Genomic DNA, 24,192 nt, shown 5'->3' with positions numbered 1-24,192 from the left:
TCGAAGGGCGGGCGTTTCGTGCGCCCGTCTTGGCGTAACGCGCGCTGCTCGCAATCGCTGCAGCGTTTTTTCATTGTAGAGAATCTGCCGCGCTTTGCACGGCTGGGAAGCAGGCGCCCTCAGCGCGTCGGATTCATGCGGAAATACGCATCGAGCAGCGAGGTCTTATAGACCACTCCCGCTAGCTTCGGATCCGCCGTGCTTTCGACCACCGGCAGCCGTTCGCCCTGAAATGCCATGAAATGTTGCAACGCAACGCCGAGCGGCATGTCCGGCGTCAGCACATCGAAGTGCGACTGCAGATAATCCGCGGCGGTTTTCGTGGCGGTCTCGCGGTTGTCGAGCAGATCGGAGGTGATGTCCTTGAGCGCGACCACGCCGAGAAAGGCGCCGGACGCGTTGGCAACGTACAGATACTTGACCGGATATTCGAGGAACACACGCGTCATGTCCTGCACGCTCGCATTCGGCGGCACGACGGTTTCGGCCGGCCGGATCAGTTCGCGCATCTGCGTCGCGCGCAGCCGGTTGCGCTCCTGCTCCTCCTGATTGCGGCGCAGCGTCACCTCGTACATCGAGGTCTTGCCGATCGCGCGTGACACGAAATAGGCCACCACGCACGACAGCATCAGCGGCAGCACCACCTGATAGCTGAGCGTCATTTCGAAGATCAACAGGATCGCCATCAGCGGCGCCTGCGTGGCGCCGGCCAGAAACGCACCCATGCCGACCATCGCGTAGGCGAACGGCGCCGAAGTGCCGTGCGGCCACAACGCGTGCATGCCCTGGCCGAACAGGCAACCCACCACCGCGCCGACGAACAGCGTCGGCGTAAACACCCCGCCGATCGCGCCTGAACCCACGGTCGCCGTGGTCGCGACGATCTTGAACACCAGCACGAGGACGAGCGCGGTCCATGTCCACGGCGAATGCAGAATGGAATTGACCACGCTGTAGCCGTTGCCCCACACCTCGGGCGTCCACACCGACAGAATACCGACCACCAGACCGCCCAACGCCAGCCTGACGGGCAGCGGCAGCGGCAGCTTGCGAAAGTTTGCCTTCGAGAACTCCATCAGCCGAAGAAATTGCGGTGCGGCCGCACCGCATATCAGCCCGAGCGCGACGAACAGCAGGACTTCGGCGCCCGCCACCGGCGGGAACACGGGCATTTCGTACGGCGGCTTGTAGCTGGTGAACTCGCGCATCGTGATGTTGGCGACCACCGCCGAGACCACCACCGGGCCGAAGCTCTCCATCACGATCGAGCCGAGCACGATCTCCGTGACAAAAAACGCGCCGGCGATCGGCGCGCTGTAGGCGGAGGTGATGCCGGCCGCGGCGCCGCACGCGACGAGCAGGCGCAGACGCGGCGGATCGAAATGCACCAGGCGGCCGATCAGCGACGCGGCCAGCGCCGCCAGTTGCACCATCGGACCTTCGCGGCCGATCGAGCCGCCGCTCGAAATCGTGAACAGCGACGACACGCTGCGCCACAAACTCAGTTTGACCGGCACCACGCCATCGCCGATGGCCACCGCTTCCATGTAGTCGATGTGATTGCACTTGTCGACGTGACGCTGCGCGATCAGCAGAAAGAAGCCGGCGATCAGACCGCCCGCGGCGGGCATCCATACCCGCACCGTCCAGGGCAGGCTGCGCGCCATTTCGACGAAACTGCCGGCCTTGCCGACCGTCGCCAGTTGCAGCAACGCGATGCCTTCGCGAAAGGCAATCGTCGCGAAGGCACCCGCGACGCCGACCACCACCGACCAGACCAGCATCGTATGGGTGTCGGACAGACGGAACAGGTGTTGGGCGCGGGTGCGCAGCTTCAGCAGGAATGAAAGCACGTCGGCGGTAAAGGGTGTGATGGGTGGATGAAATGCGCGGACGGCAACAGCAGCGCGCCCGCTCTCGAAAGCGGGCGAGCTGCTGAGGGTTCGCGAAGGAGGACGGCGTGGCTCAAGTCGCCGCCTTGTCGAGTTCCGGGTAGTGCCGGAAGATGCAGGCTTCGTTATGCTCGATGCGCCGCTCGGACTGCAGATACGCGGCGATGTTCGGCCGCTCGATCACCGCGTCGTGCAACGCCGCGAGACGCGGATAGTGTTCGCCGAAACGCTTGAGCGCGCGCGGAAACGCGTACAGCAGACCGTCCATCAACTGAAACATCGACAAGTCGACGTAAGTGAGCGCGTCGCCCACCATGAAGGTGTCGCCGGCCGGGTTCTGCTTCAGCACGCGCTCGAAGTACTTCATGAACTTCGGAATCCGGTTGTCGATGAAGTCGTGCGCGCGCACTTTCGCGGCGTCTTTCTGGTCTTCGTAATAGAGGGCGCTCGCGAGCGGATGATGCGTGTCGTGCGCTTCGGTCACCACGTCGGCGATCGTCAACTGCAGACCATTGGCCACATAACGCAGGCTTTCAACCGATGGCGCGAGATTCAACCTCGGCCCAAGGTAGAACAGGATGTTGGCGGTCTGCGCGATCACCAGATCGCCGTCTTTCAGAAACGGCGGCGCGAACGGCGGGTAGGGCTCGTCGCGGCTCTTCATCACCGCCATCATCGCGTTGGTGCCTAAACCGTCCGAGGCTTCGCCACGCGCCACTTCCACATAGTCCGCGCCGGCTTCTTCCAGCGCCAGCCGCACGAATTCGCCACGGCCCTGCAGGCCGTCCCAATAGTAAAGTTCCAGGCTCATCGATCGATCCTCATTCCGGTTGCATGAACGGGTTTGCGCGAACTGATGACGTCAGCAATCAGTATGCCGTGCAAGCGTGCGGGATGGTTCTCCTGAACGCACAAAACCCCGCACGCGGCGGGGTTGGCGGGAAGGCGAGGACGGCTTAGCCGAACAGGTGCTGGACGGTCCATGTGATCCCCAGTCCGCCGGCAATCAACCATACGTACAGGATGAAGCCGGTGGTCAAGGCGCGGGGTCCGGCCTGACGGATCTGCGCGATGCGGGTTTCGATGCCGAGGGCGGTCATGGCCATCGTCAACGCGAAGGTGTCGAGCATGTTCAGCGTGCCGGTCGCGCTTTCGGGCAGCACATGCAGCGAGTTGATCACGACGAAGGCAAGGAAGCCGAGCGCAAACCAGGGAATCGCCAGCTTGCGCGGTGCCTGTTGCTTGCCGTCTGCGGCCGCTGCCGTGGCGGCTTCGCTGCGTGCCGAGCGGTTCACCCACATGCCGACGATCAGCAGGACCGGCACCAGCAGCATCACGCGGGTCATCTTGACGATGGTCGCGATGTGAGTCGCTTCCGGACTGACGTTGCTGGCCGCGCCGACCACCTGCGCCACTTCGTGAATCGTGCCACCGAAGAAGAGGCCCGCGCCGACCGTGTCGAGATGCAGCCAGCCCGCCTTGAACAGCACCGGATAGAGGAACATCGACAGCGTGCCGAACAGCACCACGCTGCCTACCGCCATGGCGCTCTTGTGCGGCTTCGATTGCAGCGTCGACTCGAATGCGAGCACCGCAGCCGCGCCGCAAATCGCGCTGCCCGCGGCGGTGAGGAGTGCCGTGTCGCGGTCGAGCTTCATGATTTTCATCCCCGCCCACGTGCCGATCACCAGCGTGCTCACGACGATCAGTACCGATTCGGCGAGACCGGGCAAGCCGACCTGAGCGATTTCCTGCAAGCTGACGCGCAGCCCGAAAAATGCCACGGCGATACGCAGGAGCTTGCGCGCCGAGAAGTTGACGCCGGCCGCCCAGCTGGCGGGCATGCCGTCGCGTAGCGCGTTGCCGTAAATGGCGCCCGCCACGATGCCGACGATCAGCGGGCTCAAACCCAGGCCGGCGATGGCCGGGATGGCGGCGATGCGGGTCACGGCTGCGGCAAACAGCGCGACGAACAGAATGCCGTTGAGCTGGCCGCGGGTGGAGGACCCCGAAGAACCCGCGACTGACGCGGCAGCGGTGAGATGAGCAGTTGACATGGCGTAGCGCCTTCCTATGACTGTCCTGATTCGATAGGCCTAATCCTAAGTTAGATATATCGATATGAAAAATCATGATTTAGGATGTAAGGTATCAGTTACGCGGATACTTCGACCATCATGACCCCCGACCAACTTATAACGTTCGCTGCCGTCGCCGAACATCGCAATATCAGCCGGGCGGCGGTGGCGCTGCATTTATCGCAGCCGGCCGTCTCCGGACAATTGCGGCAGTTGCAGGACGAATTCGGCGAGCCGCTTTACCAGCGCGACGGGCGCGGTGTGCGCCTGACGCCCGCCGGCGAGCAGCTCGCCAGCTATGCGGCCCGGCTGCGCGACACCTGGCGGCAGGCGCATGCGTATCGCGACGCGTTGCGCGGCCTCGAGCAGGGCACCTTGCGCATCGGCGCGAGCACCACGCCGGCGAGCTATCTGCTGCCTTACCTGATCGCTGACTTTCATCGGCTCTATCCCGAGGTGACCCTGCATACCGCCGATGGCAACACCACGGAGATCGTCGGCGCGCTGGGCTCGGTGGATATCGCGATGATCGAAGGGCCGGTCGGCGTGGATCTGCCGCCGGATACGGCGGTGCATGCGTGGCGGGAAGACGAAATCGTCGCGATCATGCCGCGCACGCATCCGTTGGCGGCGGCGCTGGCGCAGGCGGGTGACGCGGGTAGGGCTGCGAACGCTGGGCGGGCGGAGCTTGCGGCTTTCGGGCCTCACCCGCTGGTGTTGCGCGAGGCCGGCTCGGGCGTGCGGCAGATCGTCGAGCGGGCTTTTGCTCGCGCGGGCGTGCCGATGCGCGTGGCGCTGGAGATTGCCGGGGTTGAGGGTGTCAAGGAGGCGGTGCGCGCGGGAATGGGTATCGGTTTCGTGTCGGCGATGTCGATGCGGCATGAGGACGGCGCGCTGTGTCTGTTCTCGTTGAGCCCGGAGCCCCTGACGCGGCGGCTATCGATTCTGGTGCCTCACGCGAGTGCGCCGTCGCGGGTGGTGGAACGGTTCCTGGCGTTATGCCTCGCGGATGGGCCTTCAGCTAGTGCGGTTTAGCTCGCCTGGGGATTTCCACTATGGTGCATGACAGCTGGCTCGGCGCACTATTCGGGCATCGGAGCGCTTCAGCGCTTTTTTTCGAAACAGGTTTGGAACCGGTTCCAAATGCTGACCTTGATACAGGTTTGAGTAAATTCGACATGGCTGACGCAGTTGAGGTGGTGATCGTCGCAAGCGCCTTCGGGATGGACGCGGTCCGTAAGGAAGGTCATCTGAAGTGGGCCGCCGCGAGCAAACGGGCCGGCGCGACGGGCTTCGAAATTCGCCGCGAATTGTTTGCGGACGAAGCCGACGCCGCGCCGCAGACGTTGCGCGCGCTTGGCCAACAGATTGCGGACCTCGGGCTGTGGTCGGTCTACTCGACGCCGGCGTCGCTGTACACCACGGATGGCGAGCTCGACGCCGACGCGTTGCGGGTCTCGATTGAAGAAGCGATTGCGCTGGGCGCACGCTTGGTGAAACTGCAACTCGGCGGGTTCAGCTCCGCCGCCAAGGCTGCGGTGATCGCCGATTACTTGCGTTGTGCCGACGTGCGGCTCGTCGTCGAAAATGGTCAGCTGGCCGAAGGCGGTTCGCTCGCGCAATTCGTCGGGTTGTTCGACGCGTTGGCGCGTGAGGGCCACGCCGGCGTGCTCGGTATGACCTTCGACATCGGCAACTGGGCATGGCGCGATGTCGCGCCGCTCGATGCCGCCGGGCCGCTGGCCGCGCACGTCGAATATATCCATTGCAAGACGGCGGTGGGCGAGGGCGCCCGACGCTTTCCGGCCGCACCGGCCGTTGACGACACACAGTTCACCGCAGTGCTCGACAAGCTGCCGCGCCACGTGCCGCGCGGCATTGAATTTCCGTTCGATGTAAATCGTATCGATGCGGACGCGGCGCACTACGTCGCATGGCTGGCCGGCGCGTAAACGGTGCGTAGGACCTGAGAGAAGTAGTACCAGAAAAATCGCGCGGCAAAAGAGCTTGTCCGGAGAATGAAGTACACGCAGTACCGGTGAGCACACACGGCGAAAGCAAGCGAGGCAAGCACACAAGGCTGTGTGCACAAAGCCGGCAAACACAGAAAACAAGGCGGCATAAGCAACGCAGCACAAGCAACGCAGCACAAGCAAGGCGGCATAAGCAACGCAGCACACCAGCAGCAAACAGGAACCCGCAGGAGCGAAGCATGAGCAACACAAACGCAGCACTCGACGTCATCACCTACGGCGAAGCGATGGCCATGTTCGTGGCTGCCGAAACCGGCGCGCTCGCCGGTGTCGGGCAGTTCACCAAGCGCGTCGCGGGCGCCGATCTGAACGTGGCGATCGGCCTGTCGCGACTGGGTTTCAAGGTGGGCTGGATGAGCCGCGTCGGCAGCGATTCATTCGGCCAGTACGTGCGCGACACGCTGACGAAGGAAGGCATCGACCAGCGCTGCGTCACCACCGACGAGCGTTACCCGACCGGCTTTCAACTGAAATCGAAGAACGACGACGGCAGCGATCCGGCCGTCGAGTACTTCCGCAAAGGTTCGGCGGCGAGCCACCTGTCGTTGGCCGACTACGCCGCCGATTACGTGCTGCCCGCCCGTCACTTGCATCTGACCGGCGTGGCGCCGGCGATCTCGGTCAGCTCGCGCGAACTCGCTTTCCATCTGGCGCGAGAAATGCGTGCCGCCGGCAAGACGATTTCGTTCGACCCGAATCTGCGCCCGACGCTGTGGCCCTCGCGCGCCGCGATGATCGAAGGCTTGAACGCCTTGGCCGCATTGGCCGACTGGGTGTTGCCGGGCATCGGCGAAGGCGAGATCCTGACCGGCTACACGCAGCCGGACGACATCGCAAAGTTTTATCTGGACTTAGGTGCGCGCGGCGTGATCATCAAACTCGGCGCGCAAGGCGCGTATTTCCGCACCGCCGATGATGCCGCCGTGATCGCCGGCCAGCCGGTCGCGAAGGTGGTGGATACGGTCGGCGCGGGCGACGGCTTCGCGGTCGGTGTGGTCAGCGCGTTGCTCGAAGGCAGGACGTTGCCGCAAGCGGTGGCGCGTGGCAACCGCATCGGCGCACTGGCGATCCAGGTGATCGGCGATTCGGAAGGCCTGCCGAGTCGAGCGGAACTCGACGCGCTCGAACGCGCCGATGTGCCGCCGGTTGCCACTGCGGCCTGAGCGCGTGTACGGCGTATTCGGCGCATCCGGCGCCGTGAGCGTAAGTAGCACAAGCAGCACAAGCAGCACAAGCAGCACAAGCAGCACAAGCACCATCGGCCAGTTCAATAACAGCAAGAGCGCTCGCACAGCGCCGCATGACCGCTCATCATTGCTTCGGGAAGCCGTAAGCAACTATCTTGCATTGGACCAGAGTAAGGACTAAAGCGCCGACTCTGGTTGATAAAGGAGACACCCATGACATCATCGCTCGCGATTCGCCGTTGGTGGACGATCATGCCGATCGTATTCATCACGTACAGCCTCGCTTATCTCGACCGTGCGAACTTTGGTTTTGCGTCGGCCGCCGGCATCAATCAGGATCTCGGGATCAGCAAAGGCTTGTCGTCGTTGATCGGCGCATTGTTCTTCCTCGGTTATTTCTTTTTTCAGATTCCCGGCGCGATTTACGCGGAACGCCGCAGCGTGAAAAAACTCGTGTTCTGGAGCCTGATTCTGTGGGGCGGTTGCGCGGCGCTGACCGGCATGGTCAGTAATATCCCGTCGCTGATGGTGATCCGCTTCGTGCTCGGCGTGGTCGAAGCCGCGGTGATGCCGGCGATGCTGATTTTTATCAGCAACTGGTTCACCAAAAGCGAGCGCTCGCGCGCCAACACCTTCCTGATTCTCGGCAATCCGGTGACGGTGCTGTGGATGTCGGTGGTGTCGGGCTATCTGGTGCACTCGTTTGGCTGGCGTCACATGTTCATCGCCGAAGGCGCGCCCGCGATCCTGTGGGCCGTGTGCTGGTGGTTCATCGTGCAGGACAAGCCGCAGCAGGTGTCATGGCTGACGCAGCAGCAGAAGGACGATCTCGCCGAAACGTTGCGCGCCGAACAGGCCGCGATCAAACCGGTGCGCAACTACAGCGAAGCATTCCGCACGCCCGCCGTGATCAAGCTATCCGCGCAATATTTTTGCTGGAGTATCGGCGTGTATGGTTTCGTGCTGTGGCTGCCGTCGATCCTTAAGAACGGTTCGACGCTCGGCATGGTCGAAACCGGCTGGCTTTCGGCACTCCCGTATCTGGCCGCGACGATCGCCATGCTTGCGGCTTCGTGGGCATCGGATAAACTCAACCGCCGCAAAGTGTTCGTATGGCCGTTCCTGCTGATCGGCGCGGTGGCGTTCGCCGCGTCGTACGCGCTCGGCTCCACGCACTTCTGGATTTCGTACGCGCTGCTGGTGATCGCGGGCGGTGCGATGTATGCACCTTACGGCCCATTCTTCGCGATCGTGCCGGAACTGCTGCCGAAGAACGTCGCGGGCGGCGCGATGGCGCTGATCAACAGCATGGGCGCGCTTGGTTCGTTCGTCGGCTCGTATGTGGTCGGCTATCTGAATGGCGCGACCGGCTCGCCTGCGGCATCGTATGCGTTCATGAGCGTGGCGCTGGTCGCCGCGGTGATTCTGACGCTGATCGTCAAGCCGCAACAGGCGCAGCCGCAAACGAAGGCCGCCTCACTCGCTACACCGTTGCAAGGAAAATGAACTGATGAAGAAGATCGTCGCCTGGAAGTCGTTGCCCGAGGATGTGCTCGCGTATCTGCAACAGCATGCGCAAGTCGTGCAGGTCGACCCCGCACAGCATGACACGTTCGTCGCCGCATTGAAGGATGCGGACGGCGGCATCGGTTCGAGCGTGAAAATCACGCCGGCGATGCTCGAAGGCGCGAGCCGGCTGAAGGCGCTGTCGACCATCTCGGTGGGCTTCGATCAGTTCGACGTTGCCGATCTCACGCGCCGCGGCATCGTGCTCGCGCACACGCCGGACGTGCTCACCGAGTCCACCGCGGATACGGTGTTCTCGCTGATTCTGGCCGCGGCGCGGCGGGTTGTGGAGCTAGCCGAGTGGGTGAAGGCGGGACAGTGGAAGCACGGTGTCGGGCCTGAGCAGTTCGGCGTCGAGGTGCAGGGCAAGACGCTCGGCATCGTCGGGTTGGGACGGATTGGCGGCGCGGTCGCGCGGCGCGCGGCGCTCGGTTTCAACATGAAGGTGCTGTACACGAACCGCAGCGCGAACCCGCAGGCGGAACAGGCCTACGGCGCGCGCCGCGTCGAGTTGGCGGAGCTGCTCGCCGGCGCCGACTTCGTCTGCCTGCAAGTGCCGCTCACGCCCGAGACGAAGCACATGATCGGCGCGGCCGAACTCAAATCGATGAAGCAGAGCGCGATTCTGATCAACGCATCGCGCGGTGCGACGGTCGATGAAAAGGCGCTGATCGAAGCGCTGCAAAACGGCACGATTCACGCCGCGGGTCTGGATGTGTTCGAGACCGAACCGCTGCCGGCCGATTCGCCACTGCTGAGAATGGCGAACGTGGTCGCGCTGCCGCATATCGGTTCGGCGACGCACGAGACCCGCCATGCGATGGCGCGCAATGCGGCGGAGAACCTCGTCGCGGCCCTCGAGGGCACGCTCGCGACCAACATCGTCAACCGCGACGTATTGAAGAAATGAGCACGACGCCGCTTGCCGCCGGGCGCCGCGCGACGATTACCGACGTCGCGCGCGAAGCCGGCACCGGCAAGACCAGCATCTCGCGCTATCTGAATGGCGAGATGAGCGTGCTGTCGCCTGAGTTGCGGGCCCGCATCGAGGCGGCCATCGAGCGGCTCGAGTATCAGCCGAACCAGATGGCGCGCGGCTTGAAGCGTGGCCGCAATCGTCTGATCGGCATGCTGCTCGCCGACCTGACCAACCCCTATACCGTGGAAGTGCTGCAAGGCGTGGAAGCCGCTTGTCACGCGCTCGGGCTGATGCCGCTGATCTGCCACGCGGCCAATGAAGTCGAAATGGAGCGCCGCTATCTGCAACTGCTGACCACGTATCGCGTGGAAGGCGTGATCGTCAACGCGCTCGGGGTGCGTGAAGAAACGCTGCGGCCGGTGGGCGGCGGCGGGATTCCGGCGGTGCTGGTCGACCGTTCGGTGGACGGGCTCGTCGCCGACATGGTCGGACTGGACAACCGGGCGGCGGCTGAACTCGGCACGCGGCATCTGCTCGAAAACGGCTTTGACGATATCTGGTTTGTGGTGCAGCCGTTCGAGCAGGTCAGTTCGCGGCAACTGCGCGAAGCGGCGTTTCGCGAGGTGATGAGGGGGGAGGGTGGCGCCGGCAGGGCGAGTGGGCAAAGCGAAGGCGGCATAAATGGCGGCACAGATAGCGGCAACGGTGAAGGCAACAAGGGCGGCGCGCGTGGCCATACGCTGGTGCTGAACCTTGCGGAGCCGGCAGCGGTGGAGCGCGCCCTCGCCGAGCTGGACCGCGCAATCGATGCAGCCGGCGGTTCTGGCGGCGCGCAGGCTAGCGCGGCAGACAACGCGACAGGCAGCGCGACAGGCAGCGCGACAGGCAGCGCGACAGGCAGCGCGACAGGCAGCGCGACAGGCAGCGCGACAGGCAGCGCGACAGGCAGCGCGACAGGCAACGCCGCGTCCAACCCCACGGGCAACCCCACCGGCAAACCCCGCCGCATCGCCTTGTTCGCGGCCAACGCGCCGGTCGCGCTGTGCCTCGCCCTGCATCTGAAAGCGCGCTACGGCGCGGACTGGCAGACACGCGTCGCGCTGCTGTCGATCGACGATCCCGAATGGGCCGAATTGACCGGCGTCACCACCATCCGCCAGCCGACCTACGAGATCGGCTACCGCGCGGTCGAGTTTCTCCATGAGCGCATCGAAGGCATTCAGACCACCGCGCGTGACTGCCTGTTGCCAGGCAAATTGATCGTCCGCGCGTCAACTTTGTGTTGATTCCGCGCTGATCTGCGATCATTCGGCTGCGGCGCGCAGCCGGTGCGCGCCGGTCAAACGCAAGGAAACTCATGGTTGTTGCACCGCTTACCCTCTCGAGCCTCGCCGTCGCGACCCTGTTCGTCGCCGCCTTACCGTTCCTGATCTACCGCCGTGCGCGCAGGACGCTCGCGCTGAACCCGCGCGACGCGATCACCGGCATCGCTATCTTCGCGTTGTTCGCGATGGTGATCGAGCGCGCGCTGAACGACTACGTGCTGCATCGGAACGAAGCGACCGCTACTTTCCTGTCCAATCCGCTGGCCTTCGTGGTGTACGGCGCGCTGGCCGCGGGGGTCTGCGAGGAAGTGGGGCGTTTCATCGGCATGCGGCTGCTGAAGAAACGCGCGGCTGCGAAGTCCGCCTCTGCTACGGCGGATAAGGGTGACGGCACGGCGCTGATGTATGGTCTCGGCCACGGCGGCGCGGAAGCGTGGCTCGTCGGCGTGCTGGTGCAGATTCAATGGATCCTGTTCGCCATCTTCGAAAACCGCGGTGAACTGGACGGCTACCTCAGCAATCTGCCGACCGACTCGGTGATGCGCATCCACCTGATCCTTGCCAGCCTGACGCCGCAGACGGCCGGGATTTTCACGCTTGAACGGGTGGCCGCGCTGGTGTTCCAGATCGGCTTGTCGGTGCTGATGTGGCGCGGCGTGCGCGCGGGCTGGCGCGGCATCCTGCCGCTCGCGATCGTGCTGCACGCGCTGGTGGACGTGCCGGCCGCGTTGTTCCAGGCGCAGCTCGTGCCGCTCGCCGCGGTGGACGGTGTGTATGCTGTGGGCGCGCTGATCGTCGCGGGCTGGTTGTTCAGAGCGTTCCGCCGGCCGGCGGTTGCCGCGTAAGGCGCGTGTCGCGCAAGCCATGCGTGACTCTCCAACTTTCGGCGTACCCTCTCGGTACACCGTTCAGGCTCATCTTTTGGCATACCTCATGGAAGCTTACCAATACGACTGCGCGAATCCCGAGTTCGAGGAATTGGCGCGCGTCATCAGCGATCTGTTTCCCGAGCAGACGCAGTTCATCCAGCGTGCGGGTGAAGACGGCACGCCGACGCTGGCGATTCACTGGGTTGCCATGCGTTTCGGCGCGGCGGCGCGCCGGATCGTGATGACCGTGGTGATCCCGCCGGCGGCGTTGGCGCGTTATCGCGCGATGCCGGCGCGGTTGCGCGGCCGCAGTTTCGCGGTGCTACGGGCGTATGTCGAAGCCAGCATCGGCTCGCTCGAAGAACAGTATGCGAACGGCGAGACGGTGCCGCGTGATGTGACGGTGGATCTCGGCGACGAGTTTGCTTGAAACGGTTGACGCAATGCTGTCGGTTTGAAGGCGGGTTTGCGCACAGTCGGACAAACGTGATCGCCCGGCTGTGACTCAACGGCTCAACGGCCGCAACTCAACGGTCGCGACCGCCGGTGACTCAATCCGCGAGCTTATAGACCTTCGCAAAACGTGCGGCCTGCACCACGCCGTAGTCGCCTGGAGCATATTGCATGATCCAGTCGCCGGCCGTGCCGTGCAGCACGTCGCCGCCGCTCGCTGAGCGAGCCAGTGAAAACGCTTCGTTCATCTGTTTGGCCAGCACCACAGCCGGACGGTTGCGGTACGCACCCGGTTCGCCGTGGGCGACGGCGCTGTCTTGCGGCAGATACCTGGCGTCGAAGCGTTCGCGTGAGACGACCCAGCGATCACCAGTCGACCCTGTAATCAGCGCGTCGCCGCAGACATAGCGGTTCGGCCCTTCCAGGCTCATCAATTCGCCTTCGACGGTGGCAAATTCAACGTTCACGGTTTCGTTTTTGACGACGCGATGAGCGGCTGCATCGGTGCGCAGGTCGAGGTTTTTGAGTTCTGTCATAAAGCGATGTGGAGTGAGGGGAAGTGCCGCGTTGCGGCCAGCGGTTCGCATCATGCCAGATGCATCGGGATATTTTTTTGCCTCGGCGACATCGCTTGGCAATATTCATCGTGATCGGTTCCGCCACGCCGGATCGATGGCAGGAAAGACGGAAGGTTCTCTCGATCCGCAGACTACCTATGTAACACCGGAAGCGTAGTTCGTGTCGTCACAATCGCTCAACAGCTTTGGACATTGTGACACCACGGAGGTGGACGATGAAAGTCGACGCGACGGTTCATGCAATGTATCCGGTTGACGAGAATCAAGGTGCGAGTGGAACAACGCCGGCTGCGCCTGCCCGGCAGCCTCGCGTCTACTCGACAGCGCCATCAGCACAGTCCGGCGCAAAACCGGGCAGGGAAGGCGGGCCTATTGACCGCAAAAAGGAGCCTGCGGTGGGTGCGGGGCGAGATACCGGCCACTCGGTGCCGGGTCAGGCAAAGCAGGCGGAGCAGGAAAAAAAGGCGGACAAAGATAACGGTGCCGCAGGCGCACCGGCCGGTCCTGGGTCAAGCCCTACGAGTACGGGCCCGCAGGCATCGCCGAGTCCATCTGCGGGACCGCCAAGTGGCAATTCATTCCAGTACAAGGCTGGCGGCATGGTCGGCGCGGTGCACCCACTCACATCGGGCGGCGGCACCACGGCAACGGGCTCGATGTCACGGCCCGGTCTGATACAACGCTCGAATCGCGCAGGCTTCCTTGCCGGTAATCTGGCCGGAAGCGGCATAAACGCGATCAAGCATGGAGGAAGCCTCGCGCACGCGAAGGACAAACAGGAGGCTAACCAGTACGGCTTGCAGCTCGGCAAGGACATTGCCAATGGCGTTGCCACAGGCATTGACTGGTCAAGGGTTCCCAACAAGAAGGATATGGGGGCGAGTTATCTGGGCTCACCACGACGGCAAGGCGTCTACGAGGTACCCCAGCATCCCGGCCATGCCACCTCCGGAGGGCAGATCGAGTTGAAGAGCATGCGCAACGCGCCCAAAGATCGTGGGACGCAGACCGTTCAACCGCAAACCACCCACGCAGGCACACAGCCCACTTCAACCAGCAAGTCCGACGCTGGTACGCAGGTACAGCCCAACCAGGCTGTCAAGCAAACACAGGCACATACGCCAACGCGGTCGCAGGCGTCGCAGGCTACGCCCCAAACTCACGACGCCTCGGGGCAGACCACATCGCCCGCTCATGCCGGTACGCAGACACAAAGCCCGCCGGTGCCGGGCCATCCGGACCATGATCGCCCACGAAGCGCAGGAGAGCACGCGTCCCATCTGACGCCGAATGATCCGCGCGGGCCGGCGAGTTCGGCGAACAGCCACAAAGCGACCCAAACCGCGCAAGGTTCGCAGACTAGCCAAGGGACAGTCACGCAAGCGCCCAGTCAAACCGATGCGGAAGTCCAGTCCAAGGCTGCCACCCGCGACCGTGGCAGTCAGCATGTGCCCGCGAGCCGCTCCGTGCTGACACAGACCGCAGTGCAGACAACATCGGCCGGCTCATCTTCCCCTCAGACGGGTCCGATAAAGGCAGATGCCTCGGAGCAGACTCACGAGACCAACGCGGCAACGGATAAGTCGCAAGGTACGAAGACGACAACGGCGACCCAAGCCGGCACATCGCAGGTTGTAAGCGGTACGCAAACCGATGCGGGTGCGACACAGGCATCGCAGCACCGCCCAGCAAGTCAGCATGCCGCCACGCAGTCCACGAGGCCATCTGTCCGCACTTCCGCCACACAGCACACAGCGGTACATAAGTCCGTGCAATCACAGACGCAAGTCAAAAGCATGTCCGCTGAAACCCAGACTGGGTCGAACAATTCAAAGAACACGCAAACACACTCGGATGTGCACCACGTCGGGACGCAATCGCAACATAGCACTGGAGAATCCGCCACGCAGGCCAAGCCGCGCAGTTCGAACAAGTCAATACAGACACAACCACGGGTGAAGGAGGCGGGAACCCAGACGCACCAGCTGCCAGGCGCGAGCGCGCAGCAGGCAGGTAGCTCCGATCGCGAGTCACAGGGGGGTGAAGCGGCGGTGGGTACCCAGACCACGTCGGATCATGCCGGCGGCGCGTCCTCGAGAGCCCCCGGGGTGCCGAACAGCGTTAAAGGAAACGGCCATTGGGTGCTTGCGGACGGCGTCTCCCTTGCAGCCGACATTAACAATGTCAAGAATCGACCCAATCTGGCGAGCATCACTGCAGTCACCGCTGGTAGCGTGATGACCGCTGGCGATACCCTTGCACTTATCAACACCAGTGGAAGCCGCGTACTGACCTTGGCATCGAAGTCCCTTTCGCTGCTGGGCACGGCGATTGGTCTTGCACCGTCGGTCGGGCAACTTGCGAATGACGTCAAACAGTTGATCCTGAACCCGAAGGACGAACAGTCGAAATGGAATGTTGCAAACAGCACTTTTCAGCTCGGCGGAGGGTTGGCCGCAACGGCAGCCTCTCTGGTTTTTCCGCCGGCCGCACTTTTGCCTATCGTATTTCCCAATCTTGCCGAGATTGGTCACGCAGAGATACTGAGGGGTAAGAAGAATGACCTGCTCGCACAGGGTCTGAAAACCGAGGCGGGGGCAGTCGAAGATCGCTACAAAATCGCGGCGCTCGACGCGACGCCGGTCGTGAACTGGTTCTCTTCCACCTATACGCCGGAGTTGCGTCCCGTCATCGAGAACTTCGAGAAGGAGCAAGGAAATGTGCCAGGAGGTAAGCCAGCCGGCGAATTGCCCGTGAACACACTTCACGACCCACGTGTCTACGACTACTACGGGCAGGCAATCACGGAACGTGCCCAGCGCCTTGCCGATGCCGCCAAGGACTATCTCAAGGGTATTGCGAGTGGTTCAAACCTCAGTTCCGTCACCATGGTGTCGCGGTGTCCACAGGTTTTTGGCTGGCCGACGAGCGGACAGGCCATGCGCGTGTTCGATCGGGCGGTGGCTATTTCCTATGACCGCGTCCACGACACGATTCACGCCGAACTCTTCGGTGCGGACAAGGACGGCACTTACAGGCTGCCCACCCGGGATCCGTCGCTGCCTTCCGGCAAGGGCAGTAAAAACCTGCTGTTCTATACAAATATGCTTGATCCTGATGCCAAACAGGTCAAGTTCGATATGCCTCAATACCTTGCTGATCCCGGTACTTTTGCGATTGACGTTCACAAGAGTGCGGTTAAAGCCTGACGTTTCTGTTGATTTCCTCCCCGGCTTGAGGGTCGGGGATGTCCTGCACTGACGACAGCTGGCAAATCAATATCAACTCAAGGAATGGCCAGCGCGGCGGCCACGCGGAACGAGATCAACGCCGCCGATCGACGCTGGGAAGCGCATCGAAGCCATAGAAACAGACGCGCGGCGCAAAAACTCGCGCCGCGCGCATCCAACCGTGCGTCAGCTCTTACGGCTTCACAGTCGCATCATTCGCGGGTGCCTTCTTGCCGGAGCCCTTGCCATGGTGACGACGGCCGCTTTCAGGGCCGCCCTGATGGAATGTCGTGTCGGCCAGCTTCTTCTGTTCCGGCGAGAAGCCGCTATACAGCGGGTCGAATGCATCGACCAGTTTCTTCATGCCGTCCGCATGCGCTTGCGCAATCGTTGCGTATTGCTTCATGTCGTCGAGCGCCGACAGGTTCGTATCGGCCTTGCGCTGCTGGAACAACTGCCCCATCGTCTCGCCATTGTTGCGCATCACATCGGCGAACGCGTTCCATTGCGACTCCTGTGCCGACGTGATCTTCAACTGCGCGTGCAGATAAGCGATACGGTCTTCGACATTGCGCTCGTGGCCGGCTTTTGTGGCGGGCGCCGAAGCCGAGGCGCCCGTGGGTGCCGAAGCCGGCGCGGAAGTTTGTGCGAACGCGCCGCTCATGGCGACTGCGGTGGCCAGCATTACGAGTGCTTTTTTCATCGGAACTCCTGATGTCTGTTCGAATTAGGACAAGACGAGCATGGCGAGCGACCCAGCACGCGTTGGCATGGCAACGCGTGGCGGCCGGCTGCCTACTTCGCCGTCGCCGCTATTAGTATCACGATATCCCTACAATGCGGCTGCGGTGCGACAAACGCTTACAACCGAAACGAACAGGAAATAGCGGGTGGACAAATTCGTCAGCATGGAAATTTTCGTCGCGGTCGTCGAGGCGGGCAGTCTCACGGCGGCCGCCGAGCGCTTCGACATTTCGTCGGCGATGGTGGGCAAGCACATCCGCTCGCTGGAAACCCGGCTCGCCACACGGCTTTTAACGCGCACCACGCGCCGTCAGAGCCTGACTGAAATCGGCCGGCAATACTACGAGCAGTGCCGGCGCATTCTGACGGACGTCAAGGAGGCGGAGTCGCTCGCCGAGGCCATGACGGCCACGCCGCGCGGGGTGCTGAAGGTGACGGTGCCGCTGACCTACGGCGTCGAAGTCTTCGCTCCGGCCATGACCGATTACCTGAGCGCGTGGCCGGATGTGAGCCTCGAACTGGATCTGTCGAATCGCGTGATCGACCTGGTGGAGGAGGGCTTTGACGCGTCGGTGCGAATCGGTCATCTGCCGGATTCGAGTTTCGTCGCGCGGCCGTTGAAGCCTTACCGGATGCGCGCGTGCGCGTCGCCGGCCTATCTGCAGCGGGCCGGCACCCCGCGCACGCCGGCCGATCTGACGCAGCACGAATGCCTGGGGTTTCTGCATTGGGGCCGCGAAGGGCTGTGGCGGCTAGGCGGCGAGAACGCGAACGAAAACCAGCTGCGCGCCGGACGGTTCCGGGCGAACAACGGCCAGGCGCTCAAGGTTGCCGCCTTGCGCGGCTTCGGGCTGGTGCTGCAGCCGGAGGCGCTGCTGGCGCGGGAGATCGCCAGCGGTGAACTGGTGTCGGTGCTGGAAGACTATTTGCCCGAAGGCGCGCCCGTCCATCTGGTCTACCCACGCGATCGGCGCGCCACGCCCAAGCTCACCAGCTTCATCGATTTCGTGATTGAGCGGTTTGGAGCGTGATGTTGCCGCTTGCCAGGCTTCGTTTCGCATTTGCCAGTTTCCCGCCTTCCGCTTTCCGATGGTTGCTAGCCGCTTTTCATTGCATGGCACATGGTTCGGGGTTCCTCTGGCTGCCGCCCGATCCCCAGGACGCGCGATAATCCTTCACTACTGACCCACTTCTTTCGCCCTCGATGAGACCTCCGCGCCTCGACCAACTCGACGACCTCGACCGCAACCTCGTTGCGCTGCTCCAGGCCAACGCCCGTGAGAGCGTGGCCAATCTCGCGCGCCAACTGGACGTGGCGCGCACCACCGTGATCGCCCGGATCGCCCGGCTCGAGCGCAGTAACGTGATCGGCGGCTATAGCGTGCGGCTCGGCCAGGACGTGCTCGACTCGAGCATCCAGGCGTACGTCGGCATCATCATTGCACCGAAGCACGGGCCGGCCGTGCAGAAACGACTCGGCAAGATGCCCGAGGTACAACTGCTATGCGCGGTGAGTGGTGAATTCGATTATGTTGCATGGCTGCGCGCCGATTCGCCCGACCGCCTCAACGACCTGCTCGACCAGATCGGCGGCCTGGAAGGGGTGGAGCGAACCACCACGTCGATCATTCTGGCGCGCAAGATCGATCGCGGCACGCCGTGATCCCGTGGCCTGATTTTTACGCCGTTTTGATATGTTTTCGACATATCGACTAAGCGCCTCGTCATAACGTCGAAGTTCATGGTCATAGCGCAGCATTTTGCGCGTATTAACTGTTTTTGCTTCTCCATAAACTGTCTCTCAAGGGTTCGGCCCGACGGGCGCGGCGCCTAAGCGCAGCGCACCTTCCAAGCTGGAGACAGCACACAAGAACCAGGAGAAGCGACATGAAAGTAGCCATCGTTGGCGCAGGTTTGATCGGCCACACCATCGCCCATATGTTGCGTGAAACCGGCGACTACGACGTCGTCGCGTTCGACCGCGATCAGCATGCGCTCGATAAGCTCGCCGCCCAGGGCATCCCGACCCGCCGCGTCGATTCAGCCGATGCCGCCGCGCTGCGTGCCGCCATTCAGGGCTTCGACGCGCTCGTCAACGCGCTGCCGTATTACCTGGCCGTGAACGTCGCGTCGGCGGCCAAGGGCGCGGGCGTCCATTACTTCGATCTGACCGAAGATGTGCGCGCCACCCATGCGATTCGCGCGATCGCCGACGACGCCGATCACGCCTTCATGCCGCAGTGTGGTCTGGCGCCGGGCTTCATCGGCATCGCCGCGCATGAACTGGCGAACCGTTTCACCGAGATTCGCGACGTCAAGATGCGCGTGGGCGCACTCCCGGAGTTCCCGACCAACGCGCTGAAGTACAACCTGACGTGGAGCGTCGACGGTCTGATCAACGAGTACTGCCAGCCGTGCGAAGCGATCCGCGACAGCCGCACGCAGTGGGTGCAGCCGCTCGAAGGCCTCGAACACTTCTCGCTCGACGGTACCGAATACGAAGCCTTCAATACGTCCGGCGGCCTGGGCACGCTATGCGAAACGCTGTCGGGCCGGGTCGAATCGCTCGACTACAAGTCGGTGCGCTATCCGGGTCACCGCAACCTGATGCAGTTCCTGCTGGAAGATCTGCGTCTTGCCAGCGACCGCGATACGCTCAAGAGCATCATGCGCCGTTCGGTGCCCTCGACCGCGCAGGACGTCGTGCTGGTGTTCATCACCGTGTCCGGCATGCGTGACGGTCAACTGGTGCAGGAAGTGTTCACCCGCAAGATCTTCGCGAAGACGGTGTGCGGCGTGCCGATGAGTGCGATCCAGATCACCACGGCCGGCGCGATGTGCGCGGTGCTCGATCTGTTCCGTGAGCAGAAGCTGCCGCAAAGCGGTTTCGTGCGCCAGGAGCAGGTGTCGCTGCGCGACTTCCTCGCGAACCGGTTTGGCCAGTTATACGAAGGGCAATCGCTGGATGCGATGGCAACGGTGTAAGCCGTGACTGTCGCGTTGCGGCTCAGAACCGAGGACGCTGCGCGCATGCGGTGATGTCTGCTGCGAGTCAGGCAGAACGGCCCCGCGGAGGGCCGTGAAACGCCCCGCTGATGAACTGCGCCCCAAACCGTTGGACGGATGTCCGGCGTTGGGGCGCGTTTTCACCTGGCGGGGCATTTTTCCGTCTGGCGGCCGACAATGCTATACAGGTAACGGCGGCAGCATCGCAGATGACGCATACGGTTCACCCACGATCCCTGCGAGCAACGCTTCGTAGTCGGCACGGGTTGGCGCGGTGTTGTCGAACATCAACAGGTCTTCACAAATCTCGCCGCTCGGCACGAAGCGTCGCTGCCGATACTCGTCCCAATGCGCAAGTTTGTAGGCATCGTTCGGATTGCCGCGCGCGACGATGCGCTGACGCGCCATCTCTTCCGATGTGTAGACCCACACCACCCGCAGCGCTACGTCCGCGCCGATGCCCAGCCACGCGCGATCGAACAGGCGCCGCTCGCGCACTTCACGCGACAGCGGTCCGACCACCAGCGCGCTGACACCGAGTTCGAGATTGTCGCGGGCGGTATCGAGCAGGCCTCGATATTCGGGATCGCGCAGGTGCTGCAGGAAAAGCGGGCTGTCGCGGTCGTTCGGATCGCCGGTGAGCATGGCCATGGCGGCTGCGCTGTAGCCGCCGAACAGCGTGTCTTTATCGAGCAGGCAGAAGGGCGATGTGCTCGCCTGCATCAGCGGGCCGATCAGCTTCTTCGCCAGCGTAGTCTTGCCCGTGCCCGCGTGACCGCAGAAGAAAACCAGGTACGTCACGAAGGCGTGTCCTCGGGCGTCGCGGGCGGACCGCCGGCGCGCTGCGGGTCACGCGCGAATTTGCCGCCGGCCTCCAGCCACATCACATTGATGATGCCGAAGCCCAATGCCACGCCGATGCCGAGAATCCAGGTGAAATACCACATTGCGGTCTCCTTGATCGGATGCGTGGTCAGGCACGCGTTGAAGCATTGCACATAACTGGTACAGAGAAGCCAACATGTCTGGCAGACAAAGCTGGCACGCGACGGATCCGAGGGTAAATCCGCAGCGCCCGGCGCGCCACGACGCAGCGCTTTGCAGCGATCATGAAGAAGAACGCGGCAGTGCGCAAGAGGCTGCGTGGATAGTTGGCCGTTCGGCCAGGGTGGCATAACGGCCGGGCATTGCTATGATGCCTGGCAGTGTGTGAGGGGGAGAACCTGGCATGGCAAATCTATGGATTCGGGGCGTTGATCAAACGCCTGGTTGATACCAGAGAAGCAGCACCACAACCAACAACAGGGAGACTCCGCATGCCCACGCGCTCGCATTTCTACTGCAAAGCCGCGCTCCTTGCGCTTGCCGTCGCGTCGCTCGCCGGTTGCGCATCGACCCCCGCCGAGCCGGTGCCGTTCAAGGAAGTGCCGCAAGCGCGCATCGTCCAGCCCGGTTATACGCAGCCCGGAACCGGACTGGTCGCCGTGGATGTGCGGCGTGAACGTTCCCGCGACGTGATCGTCCGGTTTCGTGACGCGCTCGTGTATATCGACGGCGAGCAGGTCACCGATCTGATGAACGGCGAACACGTGGTCTTCTATCTGAGTCCGGGCGTGCATCGCATCGGTGTCTCCACGCAATTCGATCCGGTTGTGGAGATGCACTTCACGGTCACGGCCGACACGCGCTATACGAACCGTGCGTCGGTCACCTTCGGCGATGATCACCGCATCGGGTTGCGCAGGGTTGCCCAATAACGCAGGCAAGGTCCGACAACGCCGGTCCGTGCCGAACCGGGCTCACCGTCACCACACGTAAGCTTTAACAATTGGATACATGACATTCACACATAGCCCTTACCATGACGGCTGTCAGGGTGTTCACTTATGCAGAAGACCCGCCGGCGGTCATACGCAACGTGCGACGTCTGCCGGCTTGTTCCGTTTTCAAGGTAATCCAACATGCTGATCAATTGCGCCGCCTATCAGGACGGCCGGAAACTGGCTGACATCGATATCGATAGCATCAGCGACTACGTGGCACGGCCCGAGTGCTTCGTCTGGGTCGCGCTGAAAGACCCTGCGCCGGAGGAGTTGGCCGTGATGAAACACGAGTTCGGCCTGCACGAACTCGCCATCGAGGACGCGCAATACGGCCATCAGCGTCCAAAAATCGAGGAGTATGGCGAGTCCCTCTTCGCCGTGATGCATACGGTCGAAATGGACGAACAGGGCGAACTGCTGATCGGCGAGGTCGACGTCTTCGTGGGGCACAACTACGTGCTGTCGGTGCGTCGCGGCACGCGCACGGGGTTCCAGAACGTGCGCGCCCGTTGCGAGCGCGAGCCGCAATTGCTCAAGGAGGGTTCGGCGTTCGTGCTGTACGCGCTGGCCGATGACATCGTCGATCGTTATTTTCCGATTATCGAGGCGATGAACACCGAAATCGAAGCGCTCGAAGACCGTATCTTCGACCGCAACAATTCGTCGGCATCGCGCGCGATCATCGAGGATCTGTACTCGTTGAAACGGCGCCTCGTGATCCTGCAACACCACATTGCGCCGCTGCAGGAAGCGATCGGCAAACTCACGGGCGGCCGCATTCCGAGCATCTGCGAAGGCATGCAAGCCTATTTCCGCGACGTCTACGACCACCTCGAGCGGATTGTCAGAACCATCGACGGCCGGCGCGAAATGATCGTTACCGCGGTGCAGGTCAATCTGGGGATGATCTCGCTCGCCGAAAGCGAGGTGACCAAGCGGCTCGGCTCGTTCGCCGCCTTGTTCGCGGTGCCGACCATGATCGCCGGCATCTACGGGATGAACTTCCAGAGCATTCCCGAACTGCATTACAAATATGGTTATCCCATCTGTCTGGCTGTCATGCTGACCGTGGATCTGATTCTGTACTGGCGCTTCCGCAAGGTCGGCTGGCTTTGACCGGCGGTTAGCCAGCGCCCGGTGTTATTCCTGCCTGGACCGGGCGCAATAACCGATGCATCGCAACGCCGTGAATCGTTGACAGGGCGAACTCAGCACGCCGAGAATAGCGATCGCAAACGTTTGCGCACCACTAAAAATACGGCTCGGGCGCGAGCCTGACAAACCCTGGAGATATCCATGACCCTTCGCATTCGCCGCCGCATGCTGGCGGCCGCAGTTCTCGCCACCGCCACCGCCGCTTTGCCGTTTTCCTCCGCTTATGCGCAAACCGCGCCCGCCCATAAGCCGAGGGTCGCGCTGGTGATGAAGTCGCTCGCGAACGAGTTCTTCCTGACTATGGAAAACGGTGCCAAGGACTACCAGAAGCACAATTCCTCCCAGTTCGACCTGATCACCAACGGCATCAAGGACGAGACCGATACCGCGAACCAGATCCGCATCGTCGAACAGATGATCGTCTCGAAGGTCGATGCGATCGTGCTGGCCCCGGCCGATTCGAAGGCGCTGGTGGCGGTTGTCAAGAAGGCCGTCGACGCGGGCATCATCGTCGTGAACATCGACAACCGGCTCGACCCGGACGTGCTCAAGTCCAAAGACCTGAATGTGCCGTTCGTCGGCCCGGATAACCGCAAGGGCGCGCAGAAGGTCGGCGACTACCTTGCCAAAAAACTGAAGTCGGGCGATGAAGTCGGCATTATCGAGGGCGTGTCGACCACCACCAACGCGCAACAGCGCACCGCGGGCTTCAAGGACGCCATGCAGGGCGTCGGCGCCAAGGTCGTCTCGGTGCAATCGGGCGACTGGGAAATCGATAAGGGCAATGCGGTGGCATCGGCCATGCTCAACGAGTATCCGAACCTGAAGGCGCTGCTGGCCGGCAACGACAACATGGCGATCGGCGCGGTCTCGGCCGTGCGCGCGGCGGGCAAGCAGGGCAAGGTGCTGGTGGTCGGCTACGACAACATCAACGCGATCAGGCCGATGCTCAAGGACGGCCGCGTGCTCGCCACCGCCGATCAGTACGCCGCCAAGCAGGCCGTATTCGGTATTGATACCGCGCTGAAAGCGATCAGCGAGCACAAGAAGCAGTCGCAGTTGTCCGGCGTGGTGGAAACGCCGTGCGATCTGGTGACCAAGTAAGTTTTTGGCAGTCAGAACCGGGTACGAACTGTAAGAAACACCGCAACACGCGTGGCCACGTGGATTCGCGTCCACGCGGCTGTACCTGGGATGCATGGCGAAAAACGCGCGGATTTGCGTCAATTCAATAAACGCTCAAGAAATCTTCCGCGCCGCCGTTAATTCCAGAGGTAAGCGTCATTGCGGCGGCTACCGGCGGGAGGGTGCGGAGTCAGAAGCGCCTGCGCATT

Annotated in this window: 22 protein-coding genes; 15 read left to right on the top strand and 7 right to left on the bottom strand. The window is 62.8% G+C overall.

What is annotated here, in order from left to right:
- Positions 1-119: 119 nt before the first annotated feature.
- The 3 genes from PQR53_RS33880 to PQR53_RS33870 form a co-directional block, all read right to left on the bottom strand.
- On the bottom strand, positions 120-1,853 hold the full coding sequence (locus tag PQR53_RS33880) for a ClcB-like voltage-gated chloride channel protein (protein WP_408464155.1): 1,734 nt from the start codon (positions 1,851-1,853) through the stop codon (positions 120-122).
- A gap of 112 nt (positions 1,854-1,965) precedes the next feature.
- Positions 1,966-2,703 (bottom strand): glutathione S-transferase, encoded by a 738-nt coding sequence (locus PQR53_RS33875; RefSeq protein WP_408464152.1) that lies wholly within the window; start codon positions 2,701-2,703, stop codon positions 1,966-1,968.
- Between the two features lie 145 nt (positions 2,704-2,848).
- A complete protein-coding gene (locus tag PQR53_RS33870) occupies positions 2,849-3,949 on the bottom strand; it encodes a YeiH family protein (RefSeq protein WP_408464149.1) in 1,101 nt (366 codons plus the stop codon).
- A gap of 120 nt (positions 3,950-4,069) precedes the next feature.
- On the opposite strand from PQR53_RS33870, the gene PQR53_RS33865 reads away from it, so the two are divergent.
- From PQR53_RS33865 to PQR53_RS33830, 8 genes are all read left to right on the top strand, one after another.
- Positions 4,070-5,005, top strand: a complete 936-nt coding sequence (locus PQR53_RS33865) for a LysR family transcriptional regulator (RefSeq protein WP_408464146.1) — start codon at positions 4,070-4,072, stop codon at positions 5,003-5,005.
- A gap of 143 nt (positions 5,006-5,148) precedes the next feature.
- A complete protein-coding gene (locus PQR53_RS33860; RefSeq protein WP_408464143.1) occupies positions 5,149-5,922 on the top strand; it encodes a sugar phosphate isomerase/epimerase family protein in 774 nt (257 codons plus the stop codon).
- Between the two features lie 260 nt (positions 5,923-6,182).
- Positions 6,183-7,166 carry a sugar kinase gene (locus tag PQR53_RS33855; RefSeq protein ID WP_408464140.1) on the top strand — a complete coding sequence of 328 codons (984 nt, stop codon included), beginning with the start codon at positions 6,183-6,185 and terminating at the stop codon, positions 7,164-7,166.
- Between the two features lie 237 nt (positions 7,167-7,403).
- Positions 7,404-8,696 carry an MFS transporter gene (locus PQR53_RS33850; RefSeq protein ID WP_408464137.1) on the top strand — a complete coding sequence of 431 codons (1,293 nt, stop codon included), beginning with the start codon at positions 7,404-7,406 and terminating at the stop codon, positions 8,694-8,696.
- 4 nt (positions 8,697-8,700) lie between these two features.
- Complete coding sequence (locus PQR53_RS33845) at positions 8,701-9,666, top strand: 2-hydroxyacid dehydrogenase (protein WP_408464134.1); 966 nt, start codon at positions 8,701-8,703, stop codon at positions 9,664-9,666.
- On the top strand, positions 9,663-10,961 hold the full coding sequence (locus PQR53_RS33840; protein ID WP_408464131.1) for a LacI family DNA-binding transcriptional regulator: 1,299 nt from the start codon (positions 9,663-9,665) through the stop codon (positions 10,959-10,961). The genes PQR53_RS33845 and PQR53_RS33840 overlap by 4 nt, the downstream gene beginning before the upstream one ends.
- 71 nt (positions 10,962-11,032) lie before the next feature.
- Complete coding sequence (locus PQR53_RS33835; RefSeq protein ID WP_408464128.1) at positions 11,033-11,845, top strand: YhfC family intramembrane metalloprotease; 813 nt, start codon at positions 11,033-11,035, stop codon at positions 11,843-11,845.
- Between the two features lie 88 nt (positions 11,846-11,933).
- Positions 11,934-12,299, top strand: a complete 366-nt coding sequence (locus PQR53_RS33830) for a DUF3022 domain-containing protein (RefSeq protein ID WP_408464125.1) — start codon at positions 11,934-11,936, stop codon at positions 12,297-12,299.
- A 121-nt stretch (positions 12,300-12,420) separates the two neighbouring features.
- Here the strand turns inward: PQR53_RS33830 and PQR53_RS33825 are convergent, their stop codons facing one another.
- Positions 12,421-12,858: a PGDYG domain-containing protein gene (locus PQR53_RS33825; RefSeq protein WP_408464122.1), complete on the bottom strand. Its 438-nt coding sequence runs from the start codon at positions 12,856-12,858 to the stop codon at positions 12,421-12,423.
- A gap of 641 nt (positions 12,859-13,499) precedes the next feature.
- On the opposite strand from PQR53_RS33825, the gene PQR53_RS33820 reads away from it, so the two are divergent.
- Complete coding sequence (locus PQR53_RS33820; protein WP_408464119.1) at positions 13,500-16,109, top strand: hypothetical protein; 2,610 nt, start codon at positions 13,500-13,502, stop codon at positions 16,107-16,109.
- 214 nt (positions 16,110-16,323) lie between these two features.
- Here the strand turns inward: PQR53_RS33820 and PQR53_RS33815 are convergent, their stop codons facing one another.
- Positions 16,324-16,833, bottom strand: a complete 510-nt coding sequence (locus tag PQR53_RS33815; protein WP_408464116.1) for a Spy/CpxP family protein refolding chaperone — start codon at positions 16,831-16,833, stop codon at positions 16,324-16,326.
- A gap of 187 nt (positions 16,834-17,020) precedes the next feature.
- On the opposite strand from PQR53_RS33815, the gene PQR53_RS33810 reads away from it, so the two are divergent.
- The 3 genes from PQR53_RS33810 to PQR53_RS33800 all read left to right on the top strand — a co-directional run bounded on the left by PQR53_RS33810 (position 17,021) and on the right by PQR53_RS33800 (position 19,859).
- Positions 17,021-17,905 carry a LysR family transcriptional regulator gene (locus PQR53_RS33810; protein ID WP_408464114.1) on the top strand — a complete coding sequence of 295 codons (885 nt, stop codon included), beginning with the start codon at positions 17,021-17,023 and terminating at the stop codon, positions 17,903-17,905.
- 173 nt (positions 17,906-18,078) lie between these two features.
- Positions 18,079-18,537: an Lrp/AsnC family transcriptional regulator gene (locus PQR53_RS33805; RefSeq protein ID WP_408464111.1), complete on the top strand. Its 459-nt coding sequence runs from the start codon at positions 18,079-18,081 to the stop codon at positions 18,535-18,537.
- A gap of 224 nt (positions 18,538-18,761) precedes the next feature.
- Positions 18,762-19,859, top strand: a complete 1,098-nt coding sequence (locus PQR53_RS33800; protein ID WP_408464108.1) for a saccharopine dehydrogenase family protein — start codon at positions 18,762-18,764, stop codon at positions 19,857-19,859.
- Positions 19,860-20,060: 201 nt separating this feature from the next.
- Here the strand turns inward: PQR53_RS33800 and PQR53_RS33795 are convergent, their stop codons facing one another.
- Positions 20,061-20,681: a P-loop nucleotide/nucleoside kinase family protein gene (locus PQR53_RS33795; protein ID WP_408464105.1), complete on the bottom strand. Its 621-nt coding sequence runs from the start codon at positions 20,679-20,681 to the stop codon at positions 20,061-20,063.
- Complete coding sequence (gene cydX / locus PQR53_RS33790) at positions 20,678-20,827, bottom strand: cytochrome bd-I oxidase subunit CydX (RefSeq protein WP_408464102.1); 150 nt, start codon at positions 20,825-20,827, stop codon at positions 20,678-20,680. Before cydX ends, PQR53_RS33795 begins: the two co-directional genes overlap by 4 nt.
- Before the next feature lie 369 nt (positions 20,828-21,196).
- Here cydX and PQR53_RS33785 point away from each other — a divergent pair, with 369 nt between their 5' ends.
- The 3 genes from PQR53_RS33785 (at position 21,197) to PQR53_RS33775 (ending at position 23,962) form a co-directional block, all read left to right on the top strand.
- A complete protein-coding gene (locus PQR53_RS33785) occupies positions 21,197-21,637 on the top strand; it encodes a hypothetical protein (RefSeq protein ID WP_408464099.1) in 441 nt (146 codons plus the stop codon).
- Between the two features lie 204 nt (positions 21,638-21,841).
- Positions 21,842-22,819 carry a magnesium/cobalt transporter CorA gene (corA, locus tag PQR53_RS33780; protein WP_408464096.1) on the top strand — a complete coding sequence of 326 codons (978 nt, stop codon included), beginning with the start codon at positions 21,842-21,844 and terminating at the stop codon, positions 22,817-22,819.
- Positions 22,820-22,999: 180 nt separating this feature from the next.
- Complete coding sequence (locus tag PQR53_RS33775) at positions 23,000-23,962, top strand: sugar ABC transporter substrate-binding protein (RefSeq protein ID WP_408464093.1); 963 nt, start codon at positions 23,000-23,002, stop codon at positions 23,960-23,962.
- Positions 23,963-24,192: the final 230 nt, after the last annotated feature.

It is taken from the genome of Paraburkholderia fungorum (assembly GCF_046027605.1).
Taxonomy (GTDB): domain Bacteria; phylum Pseudomonadota; class Gammaproteobacteria; order Burkholderiales; family Burkholderiaceae; genus Paraburkholderia; species Paraburkholderia fungorum_F.
The sequence above is the reverse complement of the archived record's forward strand: the minus strand, read 5'-3'. Positions and strand labels throughout refer to the sequence as shown.